The organism is Embleya sp. NPDC059237 (genome assembly GCF_042754105.1).
GTDB lineage: Bacteria > Actinomycetota > Actinomycetes > Streptomycetales > Streptomycetaceae > Embleya.
In genome coordinates this window covers 1-26,147 of sequence record NZ_JBHZAE010000005.1, presented here as the reverse complement: position 1 = coordinate 26,147, position 26,147 = coordinate 1, and the positions used below count along the sequence as shown (strand labels likewise).

General features: G+C 72.2%; 25 protein-coding genes and 1 riboswitch. Of the genes, 17 read left to right on the top strand and 8 right to left on the bottom strand.

Annotation, left to right across the window (positions count from 1 at the left end; translation table 11 throughout):
• The first annotated feature begins 162 nt into the window (after positions 1–162).
• From ACFXKZ_RS17280 to ACFXKZ_RS17265, 4 genes are read left to right on the top strand one after another with little or no spacing between them, the layout of a single operon-like run.
• Positions 163–2,823, top strand: coding sequence for a nitrate- and nitrite sensing domain-containing protein (locus tag ACFXKZ_RS17280; protein WP_380001208.1), 2,661 nt, complete (start codon positions 163–165; stop codon positions 2,821–2,823).
• Positions 2,820–3,278 carry a roadblock/LC7 domain-containing protein gene (locus ACFXKZ_RS17275; RefSeq protein WP_078974301.1) on the top strand — a complete coding sequence of 153 codons (459 nt, stop codon included), beginning with the start codon at positions 2,820–2,822 and terminating at the stop codon, positions 3,276–3,278. Before ACFXKZ_RS17280 ends, ACFXKZ_RS17275 begins: the two co-directional genes overlap by 4 nt.
• Positions 3,275–3,709: a DUF742 domain-containing protein gene (locus tag ACFXKZ_RS17270; protein ID WP_380001206.1), complete on the top strand. Its 435-nt coding sequence runs from the start codon at positions 3,275–3,277 to the stop codon at positions 3,707–3,709. The genes ACFXKZ_RS17275 and ACFXKZ_RS17270 overlap by 4 nt, the downstream gene beginning before the upstream one ends.
• Positions 3,690–4,307: an ATP/GTP-binding protein gene (locus ACFXKZ_RS17265; RefSeq protein WP_380001204.1), complete on the top strand. Its 618-nt coding sequence runs from the start codon at positions 3,690–3,692 to the stop codon at positions 4,305–4,307. The genes ACFXKZ_RS17270 and ACFXKZ_RS17265 overlap by 20 nt, the downstream gene beginning before the upstream one ends.
• Positions 4,308–4,329: 22 nt before the next feature.
• Here ACFXKZ_RS17265 and ACFXKZ_RS17260 read toward each other — a convergent pair whose 3' ends face one another.
• Positions 4,330–6,654: a germacradienol/geosmin synthase gene (locus ACFXKZ_RS17260; RefSeq protein WP_380001202.1), complete on the bottom strand. Its 2,325-nt coding sequence runs from the start codon at positions 6,652–6,654 to the stop codon at positions 4,330–4,332.
• Between the two features lie 196 nt (positions 6,655–6,850).
• On the opposite strand from ACFXKZ_RS17260, the gene ACFXKZ_RS17255 reads away from it, so the two are divergent.
• Positions 6,851–7,276: a RidA family protein gene (locus tag ACFXKZ_RS17255; protein ID WP_380001200.1), complete on the top strand. Its 426-nt coding sequence runs from the start codon at positions 6,851–6,853 to the stop codon at positions 7,274–7,276.
• A gap of 109 nt (positions 7,277–7,385) precedes the next feature.
• Positions 7,386–7,757 (top strand): hypothetical protein, encoded by a 372-nt coding sequence (locus tag ACFXKZ_RS17250; RefSeq protein ID WP_380001198.1) that lies wholly within the window; start codon positions 7,386–7,388, stop codon positions 7,755–7,757.
• Between the two features lie 100 nt (positions 7,758–7,857).
• On the opposite strand, the gene ACFXKZ_RS17245 is transcribed toward ACFXKZ_RS17250, so the two are convergent.
• The 3 genes from ACFXKZ_RS17245 to ACFXKZ_RS17235 all read right to left on the bottom strand — a co-directional run bounded on the left by ACFXKZ_RS17245 (position 7,858) and on the right by ACFXKZ_RS17235 (position 11,533).
• Positions 7,858–9,123 (bottom strand): VWA domain-containing protein, encoded by a 1,266-nt coding sequence (locus ACFXKZ_RS17245; RefSeq protein WP_380001196.1) that lies wholly within the window; start codon positions 9,121–9,123, stop codon positions 7,858–7,860.
• Positions 9,124–9,263: 140 nt separating this feature from the next.
• Positions 9,264–10,595, bottom strand: coding sequence for an aspartate aminotransferase family protein (locus ACFXKZ_RS17240; protein WP_380001194.1), 1,332 nt, complete (start codon positions 10,593–10,595; stop codon positions 9,264–9,266).
• Positions 10,596–11,110: 515 nt separating this feature from the next.
• Positions 11,111–11,533, bottom strand: coding sequence for a YjbQ family protein (locus tag ACFXKZ_RS17235; protein WP_380001192.1), 423 nt, complete (start codon positions 11,531–11,533; stop codon positions 11,111–11,113).
• A 145-nt stretch (positions 11,534–11,678) separates the two neighbouring features.
• Between ACFXKZ_RS17235 and ACFXKZ_RS17230 the strand changes: the two genes are divergently transcribed.
• From ACFXKZ_RS17230 to ACFXKZ_RS17220, 3 genes are all read left to right on the top strand, one after another.
• The gene (locus tag ACFXKZ_RS17230) at positions 11,679–12,047 is read left to right on the top strand and encodes a winged helix-turn-helix transcriptional regulator (protein ID WP_380001190.1); all 369 of its coding nucleotides are present in this window, start codon (positions 11,679–11,681) and stop codon (positions 12,045–12,047) included.
• Between the two features lie 190 nt (positions 12,048–12,237).
• Positions 12,238–13,428, top strand: coding sequence for a 3-dehydroquinate synthase (gene aroB, locus ACFXKZ_RS17225; RefSeq protein WP_380001188.1), 1,191 nt, complete (start codon positions 12,238–12,240; stop codon positions 13,426–13,428).
• Positions 13,421–14,323, top strand: a complete 903-nt coding sequence (locus tag ACFXKZ_RS17220; protein WP_380001186.1) for a carbohydrate kinase family protein — start codon at positions 13,421–13,423, stop codon at positions 14,321–14,323. Before aroB ends, ACFXKZ_RS17220 begins: the two co-directional genes overlap by 8 nt.
• Here ACFXKZ_RS17220 and ACFXKZ_RS17215 read toward each other — a convergent pair.
• The 3 genes from ACFXKZ_RS17215 to ACFXKZ_RS17205 are packed head-to-tail and all read right to left on the bottom strand — an operon-like array spanning position 14,289 to position 17,388.
• Entirely contained in the window at positions 14,289–15,398 is a 1,110-nt protein-coding gene (locus ACFXKZ_RS17215; RefSeq protein WP_380001184.1) for a sugar phosphate nucleotidyltransferase, read from the bottom strand. The two genes, ACFXKZ_RS17220 and ACFXKZ_RS17215, sit on opposite strands and share 35 nt — an antisense overlap.
• Positions 15,395–16,438, bottom strand: coding sequence for a sugar phosphate isomerase/epimerase family protein (locus ACFXKZ_RS17210; protein ID WP_380001182.1), 1,044 nt, complete (start codon positions 16,436–16,438; stop codon positions 15,395–15,397). Before ACFXKZ_RS17210 ends, ACFXKZ_RS17215 begins: the two co-directional genes overlap by 4 nt.
• Positions 16,439–16,473: 35 nt before the next feature.
• Entirely contained in the window at positions 16,474–17,388 is a 915-nt protein-coding gene (locus ACFXKZ_RS17205) for a BadF/BadG/BcrA/BcrD ATPase family protein (RefSeq protein WP_380001180.1), read from the bottom strand.
• Positions 17,389–17,521: 133 nt separating this feature from the next.
• On the opposite strand from ACFXKZ_RS17205, the gene ACFXKZ_RS17200 reads away from it, so the two are divergent.
• From ACFXKZ_RS17200 to ACFXKZ_RS17175, 6 genes are read left to right on the top strand one after another with little or no spacing between them, the layout of a single operon-like run.
• Positions 17,522–18,847 carry an MFS transporter gene (locus tag ACFXKZ_RS17200; protein ID WP_380001178.1) on the top strand — a complete coding sequence of 442 codons (1,326 nt, stop codon included), beginning with the start codon at positions 17,522–17,524 and terminating at the stop codon, positions 18,845–18,847.
• Positions 18,844–19,872, top strand: coding sequence for an SDR family oxidoreductase (locus tag ACFXKZ_RS17195; protein WP_380001176.1), 1,029 nt, complete (start codon positions 18,844–18,846; stop codon positions 19,870–19,872). Before ACFXKZ_RS17200 ends, ACFXKZ_RS17195 begins: the two co-directional genes overlap by 4 nt.
• Positions 19,872–21,308, top strand: a complete 1,437-nt coding sequence (locus tag ACFXKZ_RS17190) for a trehalose-6-phosphate synthase (protein WP_380001174.1) — start codon at positions 19,872–19,874, stop codon at positions 21,306–21,308. The genes ACFXKZ_RS17195 and ACFXKZ_RS17190 overlap by 1 nt, the downstream gene beginning before the upstream one ends.
• Positions 21,301–22,647 (top strand): aspartate aminotransferase family protein, encoded by a 1,347-nt coding sequence (locus tag ACFXKZ_RS17185; RefSeq protein ID WP_380001172.1) that lies wholly within the window; start codon positions 21,301–21,303, stop codon positions 22,645–22,647. The genes ACFXKZ_RS17190 and ACFXKZ_RS17185 overlap by 8 nt, the downstream gene beginning before the upstream one ends.
• Complete coding sequence (locus tag ACFXKZ_RS17180; protein ID WP_380001170.1) at positions 22,644–23,654, top strand: alcohol dehydrogenase catalytic domain-containing protein; 1,011 nt, start codon at positions 22,644–22,646, stop codon at positions 23,652–23,654. Before ACFXKZ_RS17185 ends, ACFXKZ_RS17180 begins: the two co-directional genes overlap by 4 nt.
• Before the next feature lie 10 nt (positions 23,655–23,664).
• Positions 23,665–24,075, top strand: coding sequence for a PPOX class F420-dependent oxidoreductase (locus ACFXKZ_RS17175; protein WP_380001168.1), 411 nt, complete (start codon positions 23,665–23,667; stop codon positions 24,073–24,075).
• A 36-nt stretch (positions 24,076–24,111) separates the two neighbouring features.
• Here the strand turns inward: ACFXKZ_RS17175 and ACFXKZ_RS17170 are convergent, their stop codons facing one another.
• Positions 24,112–24,711, bottom strand: coding sequence for a histidine phosphatase family protein (locus ACFXKZ_RS17170; protein ID WP_380001166.1), 600 nt, complete (start codon positions 24,709–24,711; stop codon positions 24,112–24,114).
• Between the two features lie 124 nt (positions 24,712–24,835).
• Positions 24,836–24,924: riboswitch (cobalamin riboswitch) on the top strand.
• 51 nt (positions 24,925–24,975) lie between these two features.
• Here ACFXKZ_RS17170 and ACFXKZ_RS17165 point away from each other — a divergent pair.
• Together ACFXKZ_RS17165 and ACFXKZ_RS17160 are read left to right on the top strand one after the other, a co-directional pair.
• Positions 24,976–25,188: a CbtB-domain containing protein gene (locus ACFXKZ_RS17165; RefSeq protein WP_380001164.1), complete on the top strand. Its 213-nt coding sequence runs from the start codon at positions 24,976–24,978 to the stop codon at positions 25,186–25,188.
• A gap of 95 nt (positions 25,189–25,283) precedes the next feature.
• The gene (locus ACFXKZ_RS17160) at positions 25,284–26,042 is read left to right on the top strand and encodes a CbtA family protein (protein ID WP_380001162.1); all 759 of its coding nucleotides are present in this window, start codon (positions 25,284–25,286) and stop codon (positions 26,040–26,042) included.
• The last annotated feature ends 105 nt before the right edge of the window (positions 26,043–26,147 follow it).

The following is a 26,147-nucleotide window of genomic DNA, read 5'->3' as shown; positions in this document are numbered from 1 at the left end:
ACGGAATTCGCTCCGCCGCCCGCCGCTTGTGCGCTGTATGTGACGCACGGGTAGGAAGTTCCCCACGCACACTGCGTGGATTGTGTCGGGTGCCTCACCGGTACCTTCGGCCGGGTCGCGGCAACCGCAATTTCGGGCCCGGTTGCCCTTGCGGGAGAGTCGATGAGAAAACTGATGCGCGCCCCTCGGGCCGACCGGACCGGGGCGGCTCGCTCGCGGCCGCGTCGGACCTTCACCATTCGGACCCTGCTGGTCCTGCTGACCGTGGTGCCGCTGGTGTCGATGGTTGCCCTGTGGGCGATCGCGACCTATCGGCTCGCGGATCATGCGAGCGGTTTGGACAACGAGGTCTCCGTGGCCGAACGGGCGGGCACGCCCAGCTACAACACGATGATCTCGCTCCAGGCCGAACGGCGGCTGACCGCGGCCTGGATGGCCAAGCCCACGCCCGCCGCGGCGGACGCGCTGCGCGGGCAGCGGGCCAAGACCGACGAGGCCGTGAAGCAGTTCGTCGCCTTCGCCAAGAGCGGCGCGCGCGAGACCCCGGGCAACGCGGTGCGCCGCGCCCGCGAGGTCGCCGCGGAATTGGCGCAACTCCCCGACGCGCGCCGCCAGGTGGACGCCATCGGCGCGATCGGCCGGGACCGCTGGATCAAGTTCTACACGAGCCAGATCGCCGATCAGATCTCGGTGGTCCAGGCGCTGGCCGAGACTTCCGACACCGACGTCACCTACGCCGGGCAGTTCCTCGTCATCCAGTTCCGCGCCGGGGAGGCGCTGGCGCAGGAGGACACGCTGGTGTCGTTCTCGTTGCCCGCCGGACGGCTGAGCCAGCCGGACTACGCCGCGTTCGTCCAGAACGTGGGTGTGCGTCGGCACTCGATCGACGACGAGATCGAGCCCTTCCTGCCGCCCGAGTCACGGGCCGGCTATCTGGCGCTGACCCAGAACCCGGCCTGGCACGACCTGGTCTCGATGGAGAACGCGATCATCGCGACGGTCGACGCGCCGCGTGAGGCGCGCGCCACCGGCAGCGGTATCCCGATCCCGGCCGAACTGGCCAGCTGGCGCAGCGTTCTCGACCGACTCGCCGAGCCGGCCTCGGCCTTCGACTTCGCGCGTGTGGACCAGGTGTTCGCGGCCGGCGACGACGCCACCTCGGACACCTGGAACCAGGTGTACCTGCTCAGCGCGATCGGCCTCGCCTTCGTGGTGATCGGCGGCGTGTTGTGCTGGCGGATCACCCGGGCGGTGCGGCGTCGGTTGTTCCTGCTGCGCGACGCGACGGTGGAACTGGGCACACACCGGCTGCCGATGGTCATCGAGCGACTGCAACGCGGCGAGCGGGTCGACCTCGCGGTCGAGGCGCCGGAGGTGGAGGCGGGTCGGGACGAGATCGGCCAGGTCGCCTCCGCGTTCAACTCCGCGCAGCGCGCGGCGCTGGACGGCGCGGTACAACTGGCCCGACAGCGCGAGGGTTTCGCGAAGGTATTCGTCAACACGGCGCTGCGCACCCAATCGCTGGTGAACCGTCAGATCGGCGAGTTGGACACGATGGAGCGCCGGCACCAGGACCCGGAGCTGCTGCGCGAGTTGTTCACCATCGACCATCTGGCCACCCGACTGCGGCGATACGAGGAGAACCTCGTGGTGCTCACCGGCAACCGACCGGGCCGACGCTGGAGTCGCCCGGTCCGCATCGTGGACGTGGTGCGCGGCGCGGTCGGCGAGGTGGAGGACTACCACCGGGTCGAGGTGTACTCGGATCCGGACGTGCTGCTGTCCGGGCCGGCCGTGGGCGGGGTGATCCACCTGCTGGCAGAACTCGTGGAGAACGCCACGATGTTCTCGCCGCCGGACACGCCGGTGCATGTCCGCGCGGCGGCGGTGGCCAAGGGCTTGGCCATCGAGATCGAGGACCGCGGCCTGGGCATGTCCGAGACGGAATACGAGGCGGCCAACCGGCAGTTGGCGGTGCCGACCACGTTCGACGTGATCGCGCTCGCCGACGACGTGCGGATGGGCCTGTTCGTGGTCGCGCAACTGGCGGACCGGTTGGGTGTCGGCGTGACGTTGCGGCCGTCGCCCTACGGCGGCACGCTGGCCATCGTGTTCGTGCCCGACGAGCTGATCACCCGCGAGAGCGGCGTCCCCGAGGAACCGGACCGCGCGGCGGGGCCGTTCGAGGCGGCGACGGCGATCGGGGCGGCGGTACAGCCGGCTTCGGAGCCGGAGGCGGCCTCGACGCACGAGGCGAACGAAGGCCCCGATTCCGTACCGGAGTCGCCGGGTCGGCCGCATCCCGAGCCGGTGGTGCGCTCGCTGGACCGGGTCCCGATGCCCGCCGAACACACCGAGCCCGCACCCGCCGAACCCGACGTGTCGGTACGGCCGACCGCGCCGACCGGCACCGACCCCGGCCCGGTCGCCACCCCGGAGCCGGTCTCGACCCCGGCTCCGGCTCCGAGGCACGCCCGCCCGGCGACCGCACCCACGCCCGCCGTCGCGGAGACCACCGCCGACGGCCGCCGCGCGCTACCCCGCCGGGTGCGCCAGCGCAACCTGCCGATGCCGCTGCGTACCGAGACCGCCACCACGAGCGAGGGAGGGGCGCGAACCGAGGCGAAGCCCTCCTCACCGCGGGAAGCTGCGGCTACCTTGTCCTCGTTCCGATTCGCGAGCCAACGTGCGCGCGAGGCATCCGAACCGACCGCGGCCGACGACGAGTCCGCGATCGCGACCGAACCCGGAACCGGGACCGAGCCCGCTCCGGGCGCGCGCCCCGCCGCCGGAAGCACCACGCACCCTGGGGAACCGTCATGACGAACACGCACGATCTCGCCGGCGGCATGGCCACCACCGCGACCGACAGCCGCCTGGACTGGTTGTTGACCGACCTGGTCAAGCGCGTCCACCAGACGCGGCACGCGATCGTGCTGTCCGAGGACGGCCTGCTGATGAGCCGGTCCGAGACCATCCCGCGCGACGACGCCGAGCAGTTGGCCGCCGCGGCGGCCGGCCTGCAGAGCCTGGCCCGCAGCATCGGCCGGGGTTTCGCGGGGGGGTCGGTGCGCCAGACGCTGGTCGAGATGGACGACGCCTTCCTTTTCCTCACCGCCGCGGGCACCGGCGCGCATCTGGCCGTTTTGGCCGAACAGAGCGCGGACGTGGGCGTGGTCGCGTTCGAGATGAACATGTTGGTGAAGAAGGTCGGTGAATACCTCGGCACCCGACCACGCGGTGACGAGGGCGGCACTCGAACCGGCGGTCGAGCGTGAGATCCGGGTGGGATCAGTCCTGGGACGAGGACGCGAGCCCGGTGGTGCGCCCGTACACGCTCACCCGGGGGCGGACCAAGGCGGTGCGCGACGCGGACCTGACCCTGATCACCCTGGTGACCACGGTCGACCCGGACGAGCCCGCGGTCCGGTCCCCCGGGGCCGACGAGTCGTCCCCGGGGCCGCGGCGCAAGCCCCGCGACGGGCGCGGCCGCCAACCCGAGCATCAGCGGATCCTGGAGTTGTGCCGGGAACCGCAGGCCGTCGCCGAGGTGGCGGCCCTGATCGATCTGCCGGTGAGCATCACCAAGGTGCTCGTCGACGACCTGCTCCGCGACGGCCTGGTGACCGTGCGCGCCCCGCTGGCCCTGGCCCGCACCCCCGATACCGCCCTGCTGAAAAAGGTACGTGATGGTCTCCTTCGGCTCTGACCGACTGCCCGAGCGCGCGGCGGCGGTCAAGATCCTGATCGCGGGCGGATTCGGGGTCGGCAAGACCACGCTGGTCGGCACGGTCAGCGAGGTTCCGCCGCTGCACACCGAGGAGATGATGACCGAGGTCGGTGTCGGCGTGGACGACACCGTCGGCATCGAGGCCAAGTCGCGCACCACGGTCGCGCTCGACTTCGGCCGCATCACGCTGTCCGAGGAACTGGTGCTGTACCTGTTCGGCGCGCCCGGACAGGAGCGGTTCTGGTCGTTGTGGCACGACCTGGCGATCGGCGCACTGGGCGCGATCGTGCTGGTGGACACCCGCCGCCTGGAGGCCGGTTTCGGCAGCATCGACTTCTTCGAGCGGCGCGGCATCCCCTTCGTGGTCGCGATCAACCGCTTCGACGAGGCGGTGGAGTACACCGTCGACGAGGTCCGCGACGCGCTCGACCTCGACCCCGAGGTACCGATCGTGCCGTGTGACGTGCGTACACGCGAGTCGGGGCGCGACGTACTGCTCGCGCTCGTCGACCACCTCCTCGGCGTTCCGGTGCCGGCCGGTGCCGGTCGGGCACCGGCCGGCGCGGCCGGCGGGTGAGATCCGATCGATCGCGTCGGGGTCAGTGCACCGTGACCCCGACGCGGACGATCGGTCGGGCGGCCGAAGTGCCCAGCCCCTTGGGCCCGTAGCCCACTCGGGGTGCCACGGCCCGTTCGACCGGCGCCCGGGCCGCGCCCGAGCGCACGCCCTGTGCGATCGCGCCAATGCCCGGCCGCGGTGCGGTCGGCACGAACCGCGTCCCGATCTGCCACGGGAACGGCACCAGCGGCCTGGGGTCGGCGTAGCGCTTGCACTCCCGATGCCACTTCAGGATCGCCGCATTCCAATCGCCGAGCGCCACGGCGTAGCCGTCCAGCGCTTCCCTGGCCGCCGAACTCAGCTCCAGGTCCCGGTACATGGCCGGGAGTTCGGTCGCCACCACCCGCTCGAACTCGCGCATCCGGGACGTCATCAGGTCGTTCACGATGGCCAGCGCGTGGTCGAAGTCGCAGCCGAAGAAGTTCTGCACGACCAGGAGCAGGTTGTGCAGTTCCCCCTCGACCTCGATCTCCTTGCGGTAGGAGAACACGTCGTTGATCATCCAACCGACGTCGGCCGCCGAGTTCTCCATCGCCCGCACCGCCCGTGAGCGGTAGGCCTGTTCGGGCACCACGTCGCCGTGGGTCAGCCGGGACAGGCTCTTGGTCAGGTCGGCGCCGAACGTGAGGCGACGCATCTCGATGTAGTCGACCGGATCCGGGACGCGGTTCAGCGCGGTGTTGGCCAACTCCCACAACCAACTGTCCAGCATGTCGTCGACGGTGCGCCGGAACCTGCGTCGCGACGCGGGCGGCATCGGGCCCGCCGTGCGCGTCCACAGGTCGACCAGGCCGCGCTCGATCGCGTCCGTCGGCGCGGGCGCGGCCTCGCCGTCGACCGGCATCAGGGTCTTCAGCCGCTCGGTGTAGGCCTTGGCGCCGGCCTGGTCGTGCGAGCGCCCGAAGACGATCGGATAGTAGTCGTCGCCGTAGGTCCCCCACGCCAACCACTGCGCGCCCAGGTCGAGTTGCTCCGGAGAGGCGGCCGGCGCGATGCCCGCCGCGCACAGCGCCAGATCGAAGTCGCGCAGTGCCCGCTCGTCCCAGACACCCTCGTCGAGGATGCCCATACGCCGGCTCCACTCGACGAGGTTGTCCCGGGCGCCGTCCAGGTGCGGGTTCAGGCGCGGCTCGAACGGGATGTGGAAGTCCGGGATCTCGTACGGTGCGACCGGCCGGAACGGCACGTGCGTGTAGCCGCGCAGACCGCTGTTCAGTCCGGCCACCAGGCCCGGCAGCATGCGCGCCGCCGAGGTGCCGATGCCCTGCGGGCCGGACAGCGCCCCGGGGACCGTGGGGGTGCCGCCCACCTCGGTGGCGCCGTTCATGTACCGGCTGGAGCGCATGTGCCACTCGTGGCCGCCGGACTGCCAGTCCTGGAGGCCCTTGACGTAGGCCATCACATCGATGCGGGACTGCGGGTCCAGGCCGTGTTCGGCGAACAGCGGCGGGAGTTCGGTGAAGGTGGTGTGCTCGAACTGGTGCAGGCGCGAGGTGAGCAGTTCGTTGACCGAATCGGCCGCCTCCTGGGTGGCGCAGCCGAGGAACTTCTCGAAGACCAGGACGGCGTTGGCGTTCTCGCCCTCGGTCTCCACCTCGCGCTGATACGAGAACAGGTCGTTGCGCAGGTGCACGGCGTCGGCGAAGGTGTCCTTGAGCACCCGCATCGGCCGGCTCGCGGCGATCACGGCGGGCACCTCGGCGTTCGCGACGTATTCCACCAGGTTGGCCGACCACGGCGCGCCGCCCACCTTGCGGCGCATCTCGATGTATTCGACCGGATTGGCCACCCGTCCCTCGTTGATGTTGGCCAGTTCCCACAACGACTCCTCGAGCAGCGCCTGCGTGCTCGCGGCGAACCGCTCGCGCCAGGCCGGCGACATGCTCGGCACGGTCCGCGCCCACAGGTCGGCCAGGCCCTCCTCGACCTGGTTGATCGGCTCGGGGATCGGCGTGCCCGGGTCGACCGGCATGAACGCGCGCAGCCGTTCCAGGTATGCCTTGGCGCCGGCCGTGTCGTGGGTGCGCTTGAACACGTCCAGGAAGTGGTCGTCGAAGAAGAAGACCCAGACGTACCAGTCGGTGACCAGATCGAGCTGCGGGCCGCCGCAGTCGGGATGGGTGTACGCGCACAGCAGCGCGTAGTCGTGCGAGTCGAAGTCGTGCTCGTCCCAGATGTCCGAGCCCTCGATCATCCGCATCCGGCGGGCCCACGCCTTGGAGTGCACACGCGCGCCGTCGAGATGCGGATTCAGTCGTGCCGGGTACGGCACGTAGAACTCCGGGAGTTCGAAGGGTTGTGACATCGATGCGCCCCTTTCGCCAGGGCACACCGTAGGGTCACGCACGGTCGAACGGGCCTTCGTCGTGCCGGTTCTCGCTCGATCAGGTGAAACGGGACCCGCACAGGATTGATGATCTTCGCCGGCAGGCATAGGGCGCGCACGCCGGGGCCATGGGGGCGCGTGGCGGGCGCGCGGCGCGGCGGGTGAGGATGGGCGCATGACGACATCGCAGCGGCTCACCCGTATCCCCGCGCCCGAGGGCGTCGCGCCGGGCCGGGGGTACACCAACGTGGTCATCGGCACCGGCCGAGTGGTCGCGATTTCCGGACAGATCGCCCTGGACGAACACGGCGACCTGGTCGGCAAGGACGACCCGGGCGCGCAGGCCCGACAGGTGTTCGAGAACCTGCGCCGTTGCCTGACGGCGGTGGGCGCGACCTTCGACGACGTGATCAAACTGACCTACTTCCTCACCGACATCGCCGACCTGCCGGCCGTCCGCGCGGCCCGGGACGCGTACATCGACCCGGAGCAGCTGCCGGCGAGTTCGGCGATGCAGGTCGCGGCCCTGGTCCGGCCGGATCTGCTGCTGGAGATCGAGGCGTTCGCGGTGCTTCCCGAGCCCGAACCGGCCGCCGAATAACGCTCGGCGCCGGCCCGCGTCCTGGCGCGAATCGGTGCCGGCATCATGGCCGGGCAGGTCGGCCCGCCGTGCGTGCGGGCTCCCGACGGTTCCCGAAGGGTGGCGGCAAGTGCTCGTGCAGGTGAGCGTGGTCGGCGACGAAGGCATCGAAGTAGCTTCATTGCAGCGGTGGTTGGCCATGGACCCCGACCTCCGCGGCGGCGCGGTGACCAGCTACGCCGAGGACGACACGACCGGCACCATGGGCGCCACCCTCGACGTGGTCAACGTCGTGCTGAGCAACGGCATCGGCCTGTCCGGCCTGCTGGTCGCGATCGCCGGCTGGCGCCGCTCGCGCGCACCGATCACGGGCGCGGGCGGCCCGGACATCGTGGTGCGCCGGGGCGATGTGGAGGTCGTGCTGTCGGAGGCGACGGAGGACGACATCGCCCGGGCCGTACGGGCGCTGGAGGCCCCGGACGGCTCCGGAAGCCCCGCGTGACGACGCGCTCCGGCTCCTGACCGTCCATCAAAAACGCCCGACGGCCGACCGTTCGGCCGACCGTCGGGCGTGCTCGGGGATACGCCCGGATGAGGCGTGGCTAGACCAGCGCGTCCACCGGCTTCGCGGCCAGGACGCCGGCCGTGATCGCCTCGTTCAGCCATTCCGGGAATTCCAGGAGGAGTTGGTCGTACAGCTCCGCGTCACCGAGCGACCGCGGATCCTGCCCGGCGTGGAAGAAGCCCGCGTTGTCCACCACACGCTGCTCCGGCACGGTGAGTTCGTCCAGCTTGCGCAGGAAGTCGAAGCCTTTGGACTCGGGGTCGCCGAAGCCGAGGAACTGCCAGAAGATCGGCAGCCCGGCCGCGTCGCACAGCGCCTTCGCGGCGGCCGGCCGGCTCGTCGGGGCGCCGTCGGTCTGGAAGATCACCAGGGCCGGGTCGGTGCTGCCGGACGCGCGGTAGTGCTCGACCACCCGGGCGATCGCCCAGTGGTAGTTGGTTCGGCCCATGTGCCCATAGGAACCGTGCAGTTCCTCGATCCGGCCCACGTGGTTGCCGGGGTCGAGGTCGGCGACGCCGTCGATGTCGGTGGAGAAGAACACCATCGGGACGACGGCCTCGCCCAGTTGCCCGGACAGCGCCAGCGTCTGGTCGGCCAGGTGCTGGACGGTGCCGTCCTTGTAGTAGGAGCGCATCGAGCCGGAGCGGTCCAGGACGAGGTAGACCACGACGCTGCGGCCGGTGAGGCCGCACTTGGCCACGGCCGCCGCGGCGGCCTCGGCGCGGCCCGAGGTCGCGGGCGCGGGCTCCTCGGCGCGGGCGGACGGGACGGGGGCGACCGCGGTGGGCGTCGCGGCCGGGGTCGGCGCGGTCTCGGCGGCGGGCGCCTCGGGCTCCGCTGCCGGGGACTCGACCTCGGCGGTCGGCGTGACGACCACCTCGGCTTCGGTCGGCTCCGCCTCGTCACGGGTCGTGATCGACTGTGCCGGTACGGGAATCGACACCGGAGCGGGCTCGGCAGCGACCGACTCCGCCCGGGACTCGGGGATGACCACCGACTCGGCGACGACGGGCTCGGGCTCGGGTACGTGTACCGGCTCGGGCTCGGGTGCCCGCACGGGCTCCGGTTCCGGCTCCGGTTTCGTCAGGGCCGGCGGTTCCGGAACGAACTCCGGCTCCGGCGTGGTCGGCGCGTCCGACGTGTGGTTCGCCTCCGCTGCCGTGCTCGCCTCGACCGCCGTGGCCGGCTCCGGTGCGGGGCGTGCCGCCGGCTCCACGACCGCGTCCGTCGCCCGGGGTGTCTCCGCCGTCTCGCGGGACGCCCGCGAACGAAAGACGTTGCGCAGCAGACTCCTCAAACCCATCGGCGAATCCTTACCTGTGTGAGGGACGCCGCCCCGATCATCAGGACGGTGACGTAAGGCTAGTCATGGCGCCGGCCGCCCGGTGGCCGACCCGCGCGTACGACACCCGACCGCCCCCCGAACAGCCGAAGGATTCCCCCTCACACGCCGGCGAGCAGCACGAACGCCGCGTCCACGGCGGCGCAGGCGGCGGCCACGTCGTCGTCGGTGAGCGCCGCCGAGACGAACCAGCACGCCGAACCGGCCGCGTTGACATGGATTCCGCGCTCCAGCAACGCGTATCGGAACAGCGCGTAGCGTGCGTCGTCGTTCACGGCCGGGCCCCCACCGGCCCGCGTCGACGCACCGTCGGCGGAGAAAACCACCTGGAACATCGCCCCGACGCCCTGCACCACACAGGGAATTCGCCGATCCCGGGCGGCCCGTCGGATCGCCTCCATCACCCGGGTACCGGCCGCGTCGATGTGCGCGGTCACCGCCGGATCGCCGAGTTCGCCGAGCGTGACCAGCGCGCCCGCCGCGCACAGCGGCGAACCGTTGTACGTGCCACCGTGCTTGATCCGGTTGGCGCCGATCTCGCTCATCACGTCCTGTCGGCCGACGAACGCCGCGATCGGCAGGCCGCCGCCGAGTGCCTTGGCGTAGACGGCGAGATCGGGGATCACGCCGAACAACCCCTGGGCTCCCCCCGGTCCGGTGCGAAAGCCGGTGCACACCTCGTCGAAGATCAGCAGGATCCCGCGCCGGGTGCACTCCTCGCGCAGCGTCTCCAGGTATCCGGGCTCGGGCATGGCGCACGCGTTGTTGGCCATGATCGGCTCGCAGATCACCGCCGCGAGTTCGCCCGGGTGCGCGTCCAGCACCTCGCGCAGGATCTCCGCGTCGTTCCACGGGCAGACCACCACGTCGGCGAGCACGCCCTTCGGCACGCCCGGCGAGTACGGGTGGGCGCGCGGTCGCGCGTACGGTCCGGCCTCGGCGGCGGGCGGCCCGGTGGAGACCGCGAGCGTGTCGGCCCATCCGTGGCAGTGGCCCTCGAACTTCAGCACCCGGTCACGGCCGGTGAAGCCGCGAGCCGCGCGGATCGCCCCCTGAATGGCCTCCGACCCCGAGTTGGCGAACCGGACGAGGTCGGCGCACGGGATCATCGCCCGCATGGTTTCCGCCAATTCGATCTCCGGCACGGTGCCCGCGCCGAACATGGTGCCGTTGGCCAACACGTCGGCCACCGCCGAGGCGATCCGCGAATTGGCGTGCCCCACCACCGCGCAGCCGTACGAAATCAGGTAGTCGACATACTCGTTCCCGTCCACGTCCCAAATGTGCGCGCCCTTTCCGCGCGCGATATACAGCGGATAGGGATAGGACCCGGTGGTGGTGATCCGGCCGGACGAGGCCGTTCCGCCTGCCAGGGACAGTCGGGCCCGGTGGAAAAGCGCCCGGCTGGTTTCGGTCGACTCGGCCGAGATCACGAAATTCGCCACCTTTGCTCGCGACGCCCGCCGGGGACACCGCGTGGGTTTTCTCCGCCGCCGCCGGCGCTCCCGGGCGCCCGGGATCCCGGGCTTGCCCGGGCCGAGCAAGCCTGGCCCGGGATCCGCCCGGCGGCCGGCGGCGAGCCGGGGCATCGGCCGGTCCGGCGAAAAGCCCGATGTCTCCGAATATCCGAACTCGGCAAATCCGTCGATTCGGTGTTCGGCATATGGAATTCCCCCGCATCGGTCGTGTCCTTCGGTCGGTCGGGCGGGTGATCGCGGAAAGCGGAGGGGTGTCTCGCATTTCCTGGTGAAAACCACGTGACCGAACGGAAAACGGAGCCTGATCGAACCGATACGAGAAATATCCAGAAGGGGACCGATCCATGCGCGGGTCGGACGGATTGGCCGGATCACTCCCCCGGCCGACCGCGCCGACCGCGCGCCCCGGGGCGGATTCACGCCACGCGGCGAGGGCCCGCCATCGGCCGGCCGGGCCCGGCCGGCGGGGCTCAGCCGAGGAAGGTCAACCGCACCGTGCGGTCCGGGTTGTCCCGGTTGGTGTCCACCATCGTGACCGACTGCCAGGTGCCCAGCGCGAGTTCGCCCGCGATCACCGGCAGGGTCGCGTGCGGCGGGACCAGCGCGGGCAGCACGTGATCGCGTCCGTGGCCGGGGCTGCCGTGTCGGTGTCGCCATCGGTCGTCGGCCGGCAGCAGATCCGCGAGCAGTACGAGCAGGTCCTCGTCGCTGCCCGCGCCGGTCTCCAGGATCGCCACCCCCGCGGTCGCGTGCGGCACGAAAACGTTCAGCAATCCGTCCCGCCCCGCCGCCGCCTCGCGCAGGAATCGCGCACACATCCCGGTCAGGTCGTACACCCGCTCCTGCCGCCCGGTACTGACCTCGAACACCCGCGACACATTCGTCTCCGCCATCCCCCCATGCTCACCCGAACCCCGGCCGCCGCCGCGCAGCCACACGCTCTCCCGGCGGATTCCTTTGCTTTCGGCCGAATACGTACGGACAATGTGCGGCAGTACCTACCTGTCGGTAAGGAACTGTCCGAGGAGGGGGAGGCGCATGGCTCGGCGCTACCAGTGCGGTCTCGACGCCGCCATGGACGTCATCGGCGGCAAGTGGAAGGCGCTGATCCTGTGGGCGCTGCACACCGAGGAGCGGCGGTTCGGGGAGTTGCGGCGCGCGGTGCCCGGGATCAGCGAGAAGATGCTGATCCAGCAGCTGCGCGAGATGGAGACGCGGGGCATCGTGCACCGCGAGGTGTATCGGGAGGTCCCGCCGAAGGTGGTCTACTCGCTGACCCCGCTGGGCGAGTCGCTCAACGAGGCACTGTTGCCGCTGGGCGTGTGGGGGCAGGACCACGAGGAGCACATCACCGCCACCGCGCCCTCGACCACCGCGACGCCGGATCCGGCGCGGCCCGCCGCCTAGAGGTCGTTTCCGGGCGAAGTTTCCGGAATCGGCGAATGCCCGGGAATAGCGTCGAACGGTCTGCTATACCCGCGCGGGCACACTCTGGGTGAGTCCTTGTTGACTTTTCGTAGCACCCGCCGTAATTATTTCGGCAGCGAATATCCGGATTGTCTGCGACGTCTTCGTTGAGCCGCCGGGGTGTGAATATATGACCGAATACGTCCGAGTGTCCGAACAGCTGGCGCTGCCTCGCGGCCGGGTCGATCCGATCATGGCCACCGCTCGGCGGCTCGACACATATCCGGTCCATGTCTGCCTCGACGAGAACACCGCGCTCGCGCGCCTGTGCGCCGAGATCGACGGCCGCCGGGTCGCGCTGGTCACCGACGACACCGTGCTCGCCTTACACGCACGCCGCCTGACCGAACGCCTGATCGCCGCCGGACTCGACGTGGTCGCCACCTCCTTCCCGGCCGGCGAGGCCAGCAAGAGCCTGCGCACCGCGAGCACGCTGCTCGACTGGCTGGCCGAAACCTCGCTGGTCCGCCGGGACATCCTGCTCGCGGTCGGCGGCGGCGTGGTGATGGACACCGTCGGCTGGGTGGCCAGCGCGTACATGCGCGGACTGCCGTACATCAACGTGCCCACCACGCTGCTCGCACACGTGGACGCGGCCCTGGGCGGCAAGGTGGCCATCGACCACCCGTCCGCGAAGAACCTGATCGGCGCCTTCTACCAACCCCGAGCGGTGGTCTCCAACGTCGGCTACCTGAGCACCCAGGACGATCGTGGACTGCGCGCCGGACTGGCCGAGGCGATCAAGACCGGGATCATCGCCTCACCCGAGTTGTTCGAACTGATCGAGCACCGGCACGCGGCCGTACTGGCCACCGAACCCGGGCCCACCGCCGCCCTCGTGCATGCATCCAGCGTGCTCAAGTGCCGCCTGATCGCCCGCGATCCGTACGAACGCGACCTGTGCCGGCCGCTGAACTTCGGACACACCATCGGACACGCGGTGGAGACCGCGACCGGCTACGGCCCGGTCCTGCACGGCGAGGCGGTCGCGTTCGGGATGGCCTGCGCGGCGCGCATCGCCGAACGTCGAGGGCTGCTCGACCCGGCCCTGCTCGCCCGGGTGACCGCACTCCTCGACCGGGTGCGACTGCCCACCACGCTCGCCGCGTTGCCCGCGCCGCTCGATCCGGCGACCACCGTCGAGGCGCTGGGGCAGATCCGCAAGATCCGGGACGGCCGGCTGCGTTTCGTACTGCCCACCGCGCTCGGCGAGACCGTGATCACCGACGACGTCACCGACGAGGAGATCCACGCCGCGCTCGTGGTCTCCACCGGATCCGAGGCCACCCTGGCGCGCACCCACGGAGGTACCGATGGCTGAACCCGCCGGGCTGGATGTGTTCGTGGTCGGCGGGGTCGGCGTGGACGTGATCGTACGGGTGCCGGAACTTCCCTTGCCGATAAGCGACTTCAAGGTGCCGCCGATCCGCAGCTATGTCGCGCACACCGGCAACGGGGTGGCCCTGGGCTGTCGGGCGTTGGGACTGCGCACGCACCTCGCCGCCGTGCTCGGCGAGGACCCGGAGGCGGACTTCGTGCTCGCGCACTACGCGCGACACGGCCTGTCCTTCGCGCATGCCACCGACCCGGCCGGCACCCCACGCAGCGTGAACCTGGTCGGCCCGGACGGCGAACGACTCTCGCTGCACGACAGCCGGCTGCCGAAGGACCTGGTGGTCGACCCCGATCTGTACCGCCCCGCGCTGGCCCGGACCCGGCACGCGCACGTGTCGATCGGCGGCTGGTCGCGGGCCGCGCTGGCGGAGGCGGTCGAGGCGGGCGTGTCCACCTCGACCGACCTGCACGGCTGGGACGGGAAGGACCCCGGCCGGGCCGACTTCGCCTACGGCGCCGAACTGGTGTTCACCTCCACGAACCGGCTCGGCGACCGGGTCGAGGAGGCCGCGCGGGACCTGCTCGCCCGGGGCCGGGCGAAGATCGTGATCGCGATGGCGGGCGGTCGGGGCAGCTATCTGGTGGTGCCGGACCGGCCGCTGTGGCACGTACCGGCGCTGCCCATGCGGGCCGACGAGGTGGTGGACACCAACGGGGCCGGGGACAGCTACGTCTCCGGATTCCTGTACGCCTACCTCGCCGGCCGTGACTGGGCCGCGTGCGCCGCCGCGGGCACCCATGCGGGGGCGCACGCGGTCCGCACGGCCGGTACGCACACGTCGTTCATCACGGCGGAAGAGCTGGATCGTGCGGTGTCCTGACCGGCGGGGTCGGGGTCAGGATCCCGCTCGGGGTGACGATGGCATCGCGGACCGTATTGCCGGCGGCGACCGTGGCGCCCGGCAGCACCACCGAGCGCAGTACGGTCGCGCCCGGTTCGAGGTGACAGCCCGGGTGGAGCACACTGCCCTCGACCCGCGTCCCCGGTGGTATCCCGGTGCCCAGCAGACTCCCGTCGGCGTACCTGGGGAACCCCTCCCCCAGGCCCGCGAGGGTGCGCGGCAGCAGGTCGGCGGGGATCGGGTGCGGCGGGTCGAGCAGCCGCAACTGCTCGTCCCGGTAACGCTCGACGGTCCCGATGTCGGCCCAGTGGTCGGCCACCCGATATGCCGTCACCCGGTCGCCCCTGGCGATCATCGCGGGCAGTACGTCGCGGCTGATGTCGTGTTGCCAACCCGCCTCGCCACGCGCCGCCAGCACCGCCAACACCTCGCGCAGCGCGGCGATCCGGAACACGCAGAATGCGGTGAACACCAGGTCGGAGGTCGGCCGCACGGGCTTCTCGACCAGGGCTCGGACCCGGCCGTCGGGATCGGTCTCGACCATGCCGAACAGGTGCACCCAGCGGCGCTCGATGCGCTGTACGCCGATCGTGCAGTCGGCGTCGGCGGCACGATGCGCGGCCAGCATCGGCGCATAGTCGAACACGTAGACGTGGTCCGCGTGTTGGATCAGCAGATCACGCGCGCCGGGGGCGAACAGGTATTCCGCGTTGGCCAGCAAAGCGTCGGCGGTGCCGCGTTCGGCGGGCCGGGCGGGCAGGATCGCGCCGGGGCCGGATCGGGCCAGGGCGTCGTGCGGGCCGAAGTGCAGCCGGGTGCCCGGGTGTTCGTCCCAGTGCGCGATCAGGTGCCGGACCAGGTCGGACTCGCGGTGCTGGGAGAGCAGGACCAGCTCGGGCAGGCCGGAACGGATCGCGTTGGCCACGCTGAAGTCGACCAGGCGGCAGCTCGCGGCGTACGGAACGAGCGGTTTGCAGACGGTCGCGGTGAGCGGGCCCATACGCTCGCCCAGGCCGCCCGCGAGCAGGCCGCCGCGTACTCCATCGAGCGTCACCAGGTCCGCCCCGGGGCGACGCCGGCGGGGATCAGCGTGCGCAGCAGCGCCAGCGAATTGGCGATGCCCTGCTCCGTCGGCAGTAGGGCGTCCTCGTGTTCCACGTAGATCACTCCCCGGTAGTCGTCGTCGAGCAGCGCGGCCACGATGGCCGGCCAGGGCAGGGCGCCGGCGCCGAGGGCACGGAACCGGATCGCCGGGCCCGGGCCGTAGCGCGACCAGCCCGCGCCGCGCGGCGGTTCGGTGTCGGCCCAGCGCTGGAGGTCCTTGGCATGCACGGCGGCCAGTCGCCGGCCCCAGCCGCGGACACAGGCCACCGGGTCGTATCCGACGGCGGCGAGGTTGGCGGGGTCCACGCACAGATGCACCGCGCTCGCGGCGGAGAGCAACGCCCGCGTGCTGGCCGGATCGTACGCGACCTGCTTGGGATGCGGCTCGATCACCACGCGTACGCCCAGCGTGTCCGCCAGTTCCAGCACCGGGCGCGCGGCGTGCACCCATGCGTCCACGTTGTCCTGCCAACTCACCTCGCTGCCCGACCAGGACAACCAGCGGGCCAGATCGGGCACGCCCAGCATCAGCCGCACCTGCGGCGCGCCCACCCCGGCGGCGAACCGCACCGTCCCGAGCGCGGCGCGCACCCCGAACGCCCGCTTGGCCTCGGCGCTGCCGACCAACACCGCGTCGGTGTGCGGCCCGTGCGGGCCCAGTACGAGCTGGGTGTCCCGGCTGTTGCTCACACACCCGACCTCGACGCCGGCCGCGGCGCACCGCTCCCGCACGTCGCGCTGATGGCGCGGATCCTCGAGGCGAGCCGCGTCCACGAGCGCGAAGGCGCGGTCGACCGGCAGGTCGACGACGTCCACCCCGACGTCCCGGGCCACCGCCAACGCCCCCGCCGGTCCGAACGGCGCCAGCGCGGCGAGACAGATCCCGAGCCGAATGGGCGCGGTGGAGGGGGCGGCTCGGGCCGTGGGCGCGGCGGTTCGGGCCGGTGGGGTGGGGTTTTGGTGCTCGGCTCCGGTGGGGTTTCGGGTCATCGGCGGTCCCCCTCGTTCGGTTGCGTCTCGCTTCCTCACAGGTGGCGGATGTGTGCCCAACCCTTGGGCGGCGAACCCTCGTTCGCCCGCAGGGCGGCGTACACCGCGTCCACCGGATCGGCGATCACGGTCGGCGATTGGGCCGCGCCGAGTTCGGTGACCACGCGCCGGCTCAGCTCGGCCGCGTACGGCGGACACCCCCGGAACACGCCGCCGTTGAGCACGACGCGCCAGGTGCCGCTCAGGCCCGCCGCGTCCCGGGCCGCGCGGACCCCGTCGACCAGATCGTCGAGGCCGGCCCGCACCACCTCGCCCGCGACCGCGTCGCCCGCCTGCCACGCCGCGCACACCTCGGGCGCCAACGCGGCCACCGCGCTCTTGGGAAACGGCTCCGCGGCCAGCCGGCGGGCCAGTTCGCGCGGACCCCGGGCGGCGAACAGCGTGGTCGGCCGCCCGCGCCCGTCCGCGCTCCGTACGGCGGCCCGCAATCCGGCCGCGCCGAGCGCGTACGCGCTGCCCTCGTCGCTGCCCAGATACTCGCAGCCCCCGATCACCACCGGCGGCCCCGCGTCCGGCCCGGAGCCCGCCACGCAGGCCGACCCGGTCCCGGCCACCACGACCACCCCACGTCCGGCCGTCGGCGGCGCGAGCAGCAGCGGCGGTACGTCCCCGGAGACCACCAACCGCCCCACCAGGCCCTGTTCGCGCGCCAGCACCGCCAACCGATCGATCTCCGTCGGCGCGGTGTCCATGGTGATCGTGGCGCTCGCGAACCAGCCCAGCGCGGGTGCCCCGGCCAGGTCCGCGGCGATCTCGGCCAGCAGCCGCGCCAGCGTCGCCTCGGCCGCCGCGCCCGCCGACGCGGGATTCACCGACTCCCGGGTGTACCGCGCGTCGCCCACCCTGGCCGTGGTGCGTGTGCCGCCGGCGTCGATCGCCCAGTACTCCACCGTCGAAAGCCTCCGCAGTCCGTCGAAATCGCCCGCCGCCGATCACGCTATCGGTGCGGAAGGCCGGCTCGGGGTAGTGGTGGAGAGATACGGTGGGCGACACTCTCGGTCACCTGTGACGGACGGAGTGTGCATGCGATACGGCGGCGGTGTGCTCGGTCTGCTTGCCCCGGCGACGAGTTGGGGACTGTTCTGGGGTGGTTGGGCCGCGCTGCTGCCCACCCTCCAGGACGAACTCGGGTTGGACGACGGGGGTCTGGGCCTGGCGCTGTTCGCGGTCCCGGTCGCGGCGGTGCCCGCGATGTTGCTGACCGGGCCGCTCGCGCGGCGGCTCGGCCCGCGTACGCTCCCCCTGGTCACCCTCGGGTTCGCGCTCGGCACGCTCGCCGTCGCGGTGGCGGGGTCGCGCTGGACGTTCGCCGCGGCGCTGTTGCTGATCGGCGCGACGAGCGGGGCGATCGAGGTGGCGCTCAACGCCACCACCGCCGCGCGCGAGGCGCTGACCGGCGAGCGGCTGTTCCACCGGGTCCAGGCGGCCACCCCGCTCGCGATGGTCCTGGCCGCCCCGGCGGTCGGTCTCGCGCTGCACGCGGGAGTGTCGGCGCGGGCGATCCTGGTGACGATCGCCGTACTGGTCGCGCTGAGCGCGGCGGCGGCGATCGACCGCCGGCGATGGCAGGAGGAAGCGGCCGGACCACCCGGATCGGAGCGCGCCGAGCGGGCGAACGGCCGTCTCCTGATCGCCCTTTCGGTGGTCGGTGCGGTCGGCGGCACGGTGCTGCTGATGGAGAACACCGTCGAGCAGTGGGGCGCGATCCACCTCACCGACAACCTCGGCACCGGCCCGTTCCTCGCCTCGTGCGGCCCGGCGGTCTACATGGCGGGCCTGTCCGCCGGCCGTATGCTCGCCCAGTGGCGCGGCGAACGGGTCGGCGACGCCCCGCTGATCGTCGTCGGCGGCGCGCTCGGCGGCCTGGGCCTGGCGCTCGCGGCGGCGGCCTGGTCCACGCCGACCACCCTCGCCGGCTTCGCGCTCGCCGGCGTCGGCCTGGCACCGGTGTTGCCCACGCTGCTCGCCGCGACCGGGCGCGCGGTCGCCCCGAGCCGGCGCCCGCAGGCGATCTCGCTGGTGACCACCGTGTCCTACGCCGGCTTCCTCGGCGCCCCGCCGCTGGTCGGCACCCTGGCGGGTCGGCTGGGCCTGGGTACGGTCCTCGGCATCGTGGCGCTGTGCGGGGTGGTGGTGATGGTGGGCGCGCGGTCGTTGCGACTGCTGCCCGCCGAGACCGGCCCGGGTACGTCCGGCCCGGACGGCGATCCCGATGATCCCGACGATCCGGGCGGCTCCGGCCGCATCACCGACGGTGACCGCTCCACCGAGGGTGACCGTCGCGAAGGTGATCGTTCCGACCCGCCGCACCACCCACGTCCGCCGCACCGGAAGGGAGTCGCCCGATGACCCGGGTCCTGCTGTTCGGATCGGGGTACATAGCCGGCCACGTCGGCGCCCGGTTGACCCGCCTCGGCCACGGCGTCGTGCTCGGTTCGCGGCGCCGCCCCCGCACCCCGGAGACCCGGGGACTGCGCTGGCTTCCGGTGGACGTGGCCGATGCGCGCGAGGTGCGCACGGTGGTCGACGCGGTCCGTCCCGACGCGGTGGTGGCCGCGCACGGGCCCTCGGACATCACCCGGTGTGAGGCCGATCCGGCGGGCGCGGCCGCGGTACACGTCGCCGGGGCCCGACACGTGGTGGCGGCGCTGGCCGGGCGGACCGCGCGGATGGTGCTGATCTCCACGGACAACGTCTTCCCGGGCCACGCGGACAGTTGCGCCGAGTCCGCGCCGACCTCGCCCGCCAACGCCTACGGGCGGGCCAAGCTCGCCGCCGAGGCCGCCTATCTGGCCGGCGGCGACGCGCTCGTGTTGCGGGTCAGCCTGGTGTACGGCTGGGACCGGGCCGGACTGCGGCCGAACTTCTTCACCACGTGCGCCGAACGGCTCGGCGCGGGCGCGCCCGTGGCGGTGCCGGACGAGCACTGGAACACCCCGGTGTTGATCGACGACGTCGCAGCCTGGACCGCCGCGCTGCTCGACTCGCCGCACACGGGCGTGGTGCATCTGGGCGGACCGCGGCGGCTGTCCCGGGTGCAGTGGGCCCGGCACATCGCGGCGGTGCACGGCGTGGACCCGGCGCTGGTGACCGCCGTACCGCAGCGGGACACCGGGTACGCCTGCCGCCCGCGCAACGCGTGTCTGCACAGCGAACGCGCCGCGCATCTGCCCGAATTGCGCGGCCTGGACCCGGTCGACGTGTTCGCGGCCGACGCGGCGCTGATCGCGGCCGTGGTCGGGCCGACGGGCTCGATCGGGCCCTCCGGATCCCCCGGCTCGGCCGCCGACCCGAACACCCTCGCGCCGCGCGCCGCCCTCGACGCGTCGGCCGCTCTCGACGCTTCAGCCGCTCTCGGAAGGGACCAGCCCTGATGGACCGTCATCTGTTCCTGGCCAGCAAGCGTGCCGCGGTCAGCTTCGCTCCCGATCCGGTGACCGGCGCGCTGCGTCCCTGGCTCGCGCCCGGTGGCACCGGCAACGTGGTCGCCGAACAGGCGGGCGTGCTCGACGTGACCTGGATCGCCAGCGCGGACACCGACGACGATCATCGGGCGGCCCGGGAGAACCCGAACGGCCTGAATCTGCGCCTGCGTTCGGGCCGCGACATCCGGGTCCGACTGCTGCGGCACGACCGGGAGACCTTCGACGTCGTGCAGAACTTCATGACCGCGCAGTTGATGTGGGCCGCGAACAACTACGGCTGGGACCGGTGGACCACGCCGACCTTCGGCGCCGAGACCTATACCGCCCTGGAACGATTCACCGAGTTCACCGAGGACTTCGCCGGTGCCCTGCTCGCCGACTCGGCCGACGTCGCCGATCCGGTGTACCTGGTGCACGACTACCAACTCGTCGGTGTACCGGCCCGGTTGCGCGCGGTGCGGGCGAACGCGCCGATCCTGCTGTTCGTGCACATCCCCTGGCCCTCGCCCGACTACTGGCGGATCCTGCCCCGCGCGCTGCGGGTGGGCCTGCTCGAAGGCATGTTGCCGGCGACCACAATCGGCTTCTTCGCCGAGCGGTGGTGCCGCAACTTCCTGGACTGCGTGGCGGATCTGATACCCGACGCCGACGTGGACCGCAACGCGGGCGTGATCCGATGGCGCGGCCGGCGCACGGGGGTGCGCACCATGCCGCTCGGCTACAGTCCGCGCGCGCTCGACGCGGACCATCCGCGCCTGCCGGCGGGGATCGCGGAGTGGGTGGGCGACGCGCCCCTGGTGGTGCACAGCGGCCGGACCGACCCGATGAAGAACGCCGAACGCGCCGTCCGGGCCTTCGTGGCCGCCCATCGCCGCGAGCCCGCGGTGCGGTCCTCCCGGATGCTGGTCCGGATGAATCCGAACCGGCTCTACGTCGAAGCGAACGCCGACTACGTCCGGCGCGTGGAGTACACGATCGCCGAGGCGAACGCCGAACTTGGCCCGGACACCGTGCGGTTGCACTGCGACAACGAGGTGGAGCACACCATCGGCTGCTTCCGCCGAGCCGACGCGCTGATCTTCAACTCGACGGTGGACGGCCAGAATCTGAGCACCTTCGAGGCGCCGCTGGTCAACGAGCGCGACGCGGACGTGATCCTGTCCGAGATGTGCGGCGCGGCGGAGATCCTGGGCCCGGTGTGCCGCACGATCAACCCGTTCGACCTGGTCGAGCAGGCCGACGCGCTGATCGGCGCGCTGACCGCGTCCCCCGCCGAACGGGCGGCGGCGGCCGAGCGGCGGCGCAAGGTGGCCGAGCCGTGGACGCTGGAAGCCTGGGTCCGCACCCAGTTGGAGCGGCTCGACGCGGACCACCGCGATGACTGAGTCGGCCGAGGAGCGCGCCGCCGCGACCGCCCGGGTCGCGCAATACCAGCTGGGCGAGGCGCAGTTGGTGCGCGGCGAGGGCATCCGCTCGTGGGACGCGAGCGGCCGGGAATACCTGGACTGCGTGTCCGGGACGTTCAATCTGATCCTGGGCCACCACCATCCCGAGGTGATGGCCGCCGTCCGGGCGCAGACCGAGGAACTGGTCTTCGCCTCCTCGTCGTTTCGCACCGAGTCCACCGACCGCCTGATGCGCGACCTGGCCGCACTGGCCCCGGCCGGTCTGACCCGGGTGAACCTGCGCAGCAGCGGCGGCTCGACCGCCAACGAGGGCGCGATCCGGATCGCCCAGCACCACACCGGCCGGCGCGACGTGATCGTGCCGTTCCGGGGCCATGTCGGCCAGACCATCGCCGCCGCCGCGTACAACGGCAGCAGTCGGATGCGGGCACCGTTCCAGATGCCGCCGCTCGGCGCGGTACACGTGCCCGACGCCTACTGCTTCCGTTGCTTCTACCGGCAGACCCCGGACACTTGCGGCATGTTGTGCGTGAGCCGGATCGAGGACTTCATCACGTACGCCAGTTCGGGCAGCGTGGCGTGTGTCCTGATCGAGCCGATCAGCGGAATGGGCGGCAACATCGTGCCTCCGCCGGACTACTTCCCGGCCCTGAGGGCCCTGTGCGACGAGCACGGGATCGTATTGATCTTCGACGAGATCCAGACCGCGTTCGGCCGCACCGGGCAGATGTTCGCGGCCGATCTGTTCGGCGTGGCGCCGCACATGATGACCGTCTCGAAGGGGTTGACCGGCAGCGGACTGCCGCTCGCCGCCATCCTGACGGAGGAGCGTATGGCCGACTGGGATCGCTCGCTGCACGGCTTCACCTACGGTGGCCACAACCTGGCCGCCGCGGCGGCGGTCAAGACACTGGAGATCGTCCGGCGTCCGGGTTTCCTGGAAAATGTACGCCGGACCGGCGCGATCCTGACCGAACGGCTGGGTGCTCTGCGGCGGGATCATGCGATGCTCGGCGACGTACGCGGGCCCGGGTTGATGCTCGGCCTCGAACTGGTGCGCCCGGACGGGGGCAAGGCCCCGGAACTCGCCCACGCGTTCCAGCGCGCACTGCACGCACGGGGTGTACTGACCCGGGTCTCCGAGCACGGGCTGGGCAATGTCATCGAACTGCGTCCGCCGCTGATCCTGACCCCCGCGGAGGCGCACCTGATCGCCGACCGGTTCGGCGAGGCACTGGCGGTGGTGGCCGCCGAAGCGGTCGGGCGGACCACACCCGCGCCCCGCGTCGGCACCGCTCGCCCGGATCGGGCGGGATGAGGGTCGAGTTGGGCCCGCACGGCCCGCACCTGCGGCTCGGCCGACCACACCCGCCGGTGGGCGAGCACCGGGTGCGGATCCGGGTCGAGTTGGCCGGTCTGTGCCGCTCCGACCTCAAGGAGGTGGCCCGCGAGCGGCACGGTCCCAGTCAGTTCGGCCACGAACTGGTCGGCGTGGTCGCCGAGTCCACCCTGCCCGAGGTGCTGCCGGTCGGTGCCCGGGTGGGCCTCGATCCCAATGTGCCGCTCGCGCGCACCAGTGGCTTCGCGACCGAGATGTACGCGGCCGGCCCGGCCGACCGGCTGACCGCCGCGCTGCCCCGAATCCCGACCGAACTCTCCGACCGGCAGGCAGTCTTCGCCGAACCGCTGGCCTGCGCCGAGCACTGCGTCGCGGCCCTGGTCGGGCATACCGGCATCCCCCTGCTCGGTCGGCGCATGGTGGTGTTCGGCGCGGGCGCGGCCGGTCTGTGGATCGCCCGCCTCGCCGAACTCGCGGGCGCCGACGTCACGTTGACCAATCGCAGCGCCGACCGCAGCGAATTCCTGCGGGCGCGCGGCTTCGAGGTGCGGCCGAGCGTGGGTCTGCCGTCGTCGGCCTTCGCGCTCGCCGTGATCGCTACCAGCTTCGTGCGCCCGGAGATTCTGGCCGCGGCCCTGCGCACGCTGGTTCCCGACGGTCTGGTCCTGCTCTACGGCGGCACCGCCCCGGGCGACCGACTCCCGGACCTGGCCTGCGATCTGGACCGGGTTCGGCGCCGCGAGCAGGCGGTGCGCACCACCTGGGCGGGCCGGCCGGTCACCGTGGCCGGCAGCTACGGCACCGGCCGCGCCGACTTCGCCGCCGCGCTGGCGGTGTTGCCGAAGCTGCCCGTCGAGCGCCTGGTGACCGCGGAGATCACCCTCGCCGAACTCCCGGCCGTACTGCGCGACCAGGTGAGTGGTCGGCCGCTGGGCAAGACGCTGATCCGACCGCGAGCCGCGACCGCTCCCCCGCACGCGACGTAGGATCCGGGACATGACGATCTCTCTGGGTGATTCCGCCCGCAAGCTCCTCGACGCGGCGCACCCGGCCGTACTGGCCACCGTGAACCGGGACGGCAGCCCACAGACCTCCGTGGTGTGGGTCGGTCGCGACGGCGACGACGTCCTCGTGTCCACCCAGGCCGGCCGGCTCAAGGACCGCAACCTGCGCCGCGAACCGCGCGCCAGCCTGACCATCTACGACCCCGCCGACTCCGAGGTCTACGTCGAGATACGCGGCACCACCACGATCACCGAGGACGTCGGCCGCCGGCTCGCGGTCGAGTTGGCCGAGAAGTACGAGGGCCCGGGCGCCGGCGACGAATATCTGAACCTCCCGCCGGAGTCGGTGCGCGTGGTCGTGCGGCTGACCCCGACCCGGATCACCGGCACCGCAACCGACTGAGCACCACTCCGCGGACGGATCGGCCCCGCGCGGGGTTCACGCCCGGTCCGGCACACCGAAGCCGCGCAGGGCCCAGCGCGGACCGTTGTGGATGAGGTCGACCCGGGCCAGGGGGCCGGCGTCCAGGTGCCAGAACACGCTCGCGGGGGCCCGCAGCGCGTGGACCGCGACGGCGCGCGCGACGGTCGGGTGGGTCACCGCGATCACCCGCGCGTGCTCCGCCGCCCGGCCCAGCTCGTCCAGCCACCTCCCGGCCCGCGCCGACACCGAGGCCAGGGACTCGCCGCCGTGTGGTGCCGCGTCCGGATCGGCCAACCACGCGGCCACCCCGGCCGGATCCGCGGCCGACACCTCGTCGAGCGTGCGGCCCGCCCAATCGCCGTGGTCGCAGTCGCGCAGCGCCGGCTCGACGCGTACCCCGACCAGGTCGAGCGCGGCGGCGGTCTCGGCGCAGCGCAACTCCGGCCCACGCAGCGCCCGCGGCGCGCGTCCGCTCGGCGGCCGTGCGCTCGGCGGCCGGGCCTGCTCCCGGGCCGCCGCCAGGCCGGCCGCGGTCGGCGGCTCGTCCAGCGGGAAGGCCGCGCGCGCGGTGGCCGCGGTCGCGGCATGGCACACCAAGGTGACCCGTGTACTCATATCCGTGTACTCACCCCAGTCCGCCCGGTTCAAGACTTGCACAAGTCTGCCCTCCGGAGCCCCGCGCCCGTTGACCCGCTCGCGCGGCGACCCCTAGATTCCGATCGACCTCGCGTCGCGACGAGGAAGCCGGTGAGACCCCGGCACGGACGCGCCACTGTGATCGAGCCGTCGACCCGCGCAAAGCGGGGTTCCGGCGGCCGTGAGTCAGACCCTCCCGCGACGCATCCCGCACACGGGCGCGTTGCCCCGAAGGAGGATTCCGTGGCTCAGGCTGCCGTTCCCCGCCCCGCCGCCACACCGATCGCGATCCCGGTCCGGGCGATCGTGCCCTGGGCCGCGTTCGCCGGGGCGTTCCTGCTGTTCCTGATCTACTTCGTCGCCTCCGAGCAGGGCGCGGTCGCGCTCTCCTCGGGTACCGGTGTGCACGAGTTCGTGCACGACGGGCGCCACCTGCTCGGCTTCCCCTGCCACTGACGACCGCGCGATCGTGCGGCCGCACGGTCGCGCCGTGAGGCACGTTCGGCGCGGCCCTCGGTCGAGGGCCGCCGCACAGGGAGTCGACATCACGCATGGTGCGAAATCTGTTGATCCGCGGCATGCTCACCGGCGTTCTCGCCGGGGCACTGGCGTGGGTGTTCGCGTGGGTCTTCGGTGAGCCGCAGATCCGCGACGCGATCGCGTTCGAGGAGCACGGGCACGAGGCCGGCGCGGCCGGCGATCATCCCGAGGAGGAGGTCGTCGGTCGGGGCGTGCAGAGCACGATCGGCATGCTGACCGGGGTCGGTGTGTACGGGATCGCGATCGGCGGCCTGTTCGCGCTGGTCTTCGCGTTCGCGTACGGCCGGATCGGCCCGTTCCGGCCCAGGGCCACCGCCGGGCTGTTGGCGCTGCTCGGCTTCGCGGCGGTGATCGTGGTGCCGTTCCTGAAGTATCCGGCGAACCCGCCGGCGGTCGGCGACGCGGACACCATCGGGCGGCGTACCGCGCTGTACTTCGGCATGCTCGCGCTGTCCGTGCTGTTCGCGGCGGCGGCGGTGATCCTGGGCCGGCGGCTGACCGACCGGCTCGGGGCCTGGAACGCCGTCCCGCTCGCGGTGGCCGGCTTCCTCGTCGCGGTGGGGATCACCATGTGGGCGATGCCGACGGTGAACGAGGTGCCGGCCGAGTTCTCGGCCACGGTGCTCTGGCGTTTCCGGGTGGCCTCGCTCGGCGTGCACGCCATCATCTGGACCACGTTCGGCCTGGTCTTCGGCCTGTTCGCGGAACGCGTTCTGCGGCCCGCGGCCGATCCCAGGCCCGAACCCCGGGTCCCGGCCGCCGCCGGTTGACCGGGCCGGTCCACCACGGTGTCGCGGCCGAACCCGGCCGTGACCCCGGCCGCCGGTCGGGCCGTCCAGGGCCCGACCGGCGACCCACCGTCGCCCCCGCCGGGT

Coding starts and splice junctions, on each gene's coding strand:
- ACFXKZ_RS17280 (WP_380001208.1), top strand. CDS start 163: ATGAGAAAACTGATGCGCGCCCCTCGGGCCGACCGGACCGGGGCGGCT.
- ACFXKZ_RS17275 (WP_078974301.1), top strand. CDS start 2,820: ATGACGAACACGCACGATCTCGCCGGCGGCATGGCCACCACCGCGACC.
- ACFXKZ_RS17265 (WP_380001204.1), top strand. CDS start 3,690: ATGGTCTCCTTCGGCTCTGACCGACTGCCCGAGCGCGCGGCGGCGGTC.
- ACFXKZ_RS17260 (WP_380001202.1), bottom strand. CDS start 6,654: ATGTCACAACCCTTCGAACTCCCGGAGTTCTACGTGCCGTACCCGGCA.
- ACFXKZ_RS17255 (WP_380001200.1), top strand. CDS start 6,851: ATGACGACATCGCAGCGGCTCACCCGTATCCCCGCGCCCGAGGGCGTC.
- ACFXKZ_RS17245 (WP_380001196.1), bottom strand. CDS start 9,123: ATGGGTTTGAGGAGTCTGCTGCGCAACGTCTTTCGTTCGCGGGCGTCC.
- ACFXKZ_RS17235 (WP_380001192.1), bottom strand. CDS start 11,533: ATGGCGGAGACGAATGTGTCGCGGGTGTTCGAGGTCAGTACCGGGCGG.
- ACFXKZ_RS17230 (WP_380001190.1), top strand. CDS start 11,679: ATGGCTCGGCGCTACCAGTGCGGTCTCGACGCCGCCATGGACGTCATC.
- aroB (WP_380001188.1), top strand. CDS start 12,238: ATGACCGAATACGTCCGAGTGTCCGAACAGCTGGCGCTGCCTCGCGGC.
- ACFXKZ_RS17220 (WP_380001186.1), top strand. CDS start 13,421: ATGGCTGAACCCGCCGGGCTGGATGTGTTCGTGGTCGGCGGGGTCGGC.
- ACFXKZ_RS17210 (WP_380001182.1), bottom strand. CDS start 16,438: ATGACCCGAAACCCCACCGGAGCCGAGCACCAAAACCCCACCCCACCG.
- ACFXKZ_RS17200 (WP_380001178.1), top strand. CDS start 17,522: ATGCGATACGGCGGCGGTGTGCTCGGTCTGCTTGCCCCGGCGACGAGT.
- ACFXKZ_RS17195 (WP_380001176.1), top strand. CDS start 18,844: ATGACCCGGGTCCTGCTGTTCGGATCGGGGTACATAGCCGGCCACGTC.
- ACFXKZ_RS17190 (WP_380001174.1), top strand. CDS start 19,872: ATGGACCGTCATCTGTTCCTGGCCAGCAAGCGTGCCGCGGTCAGCTTC.
- ACFXKZ_RS17185 (WP_380001172.1), top strand. CDS start 21,301: ATGACTGAGTCGGCCGAGGAGCGCGCCGCCGCGACCGCCCGGGTCGCG.
- ACFXKZ_RS17180 (WP_380001170.1), top strand. CDS start 22,644: ATGAGGGTCGAGTTGGGCCCGCACGGCCCGCACCTGCGGCTCGGCCGA.
- ACFXKZ_RS17175 (WP_380001168.1), top strand. CDS start 23,665: ATGACGATCTCTCTGGGTGATTCCGCCCGCAAGCTCCTCGACGCGGCG.
- ACFXKZ_RS17170 (WP_380001166.1), bottom strand. CDS start 24,711: ATGAGTACACGGGTCACCTTGGTGTGCCATGCCGCGACCGCGGCCACC.
- ACFXKZ_RS17160 (WP_380001162.1), top strand. CDS start 25,284: ATGGTGCGAAATCTGTTGATCCGCGGCATGCTCACCGGCGTTCTCGCC.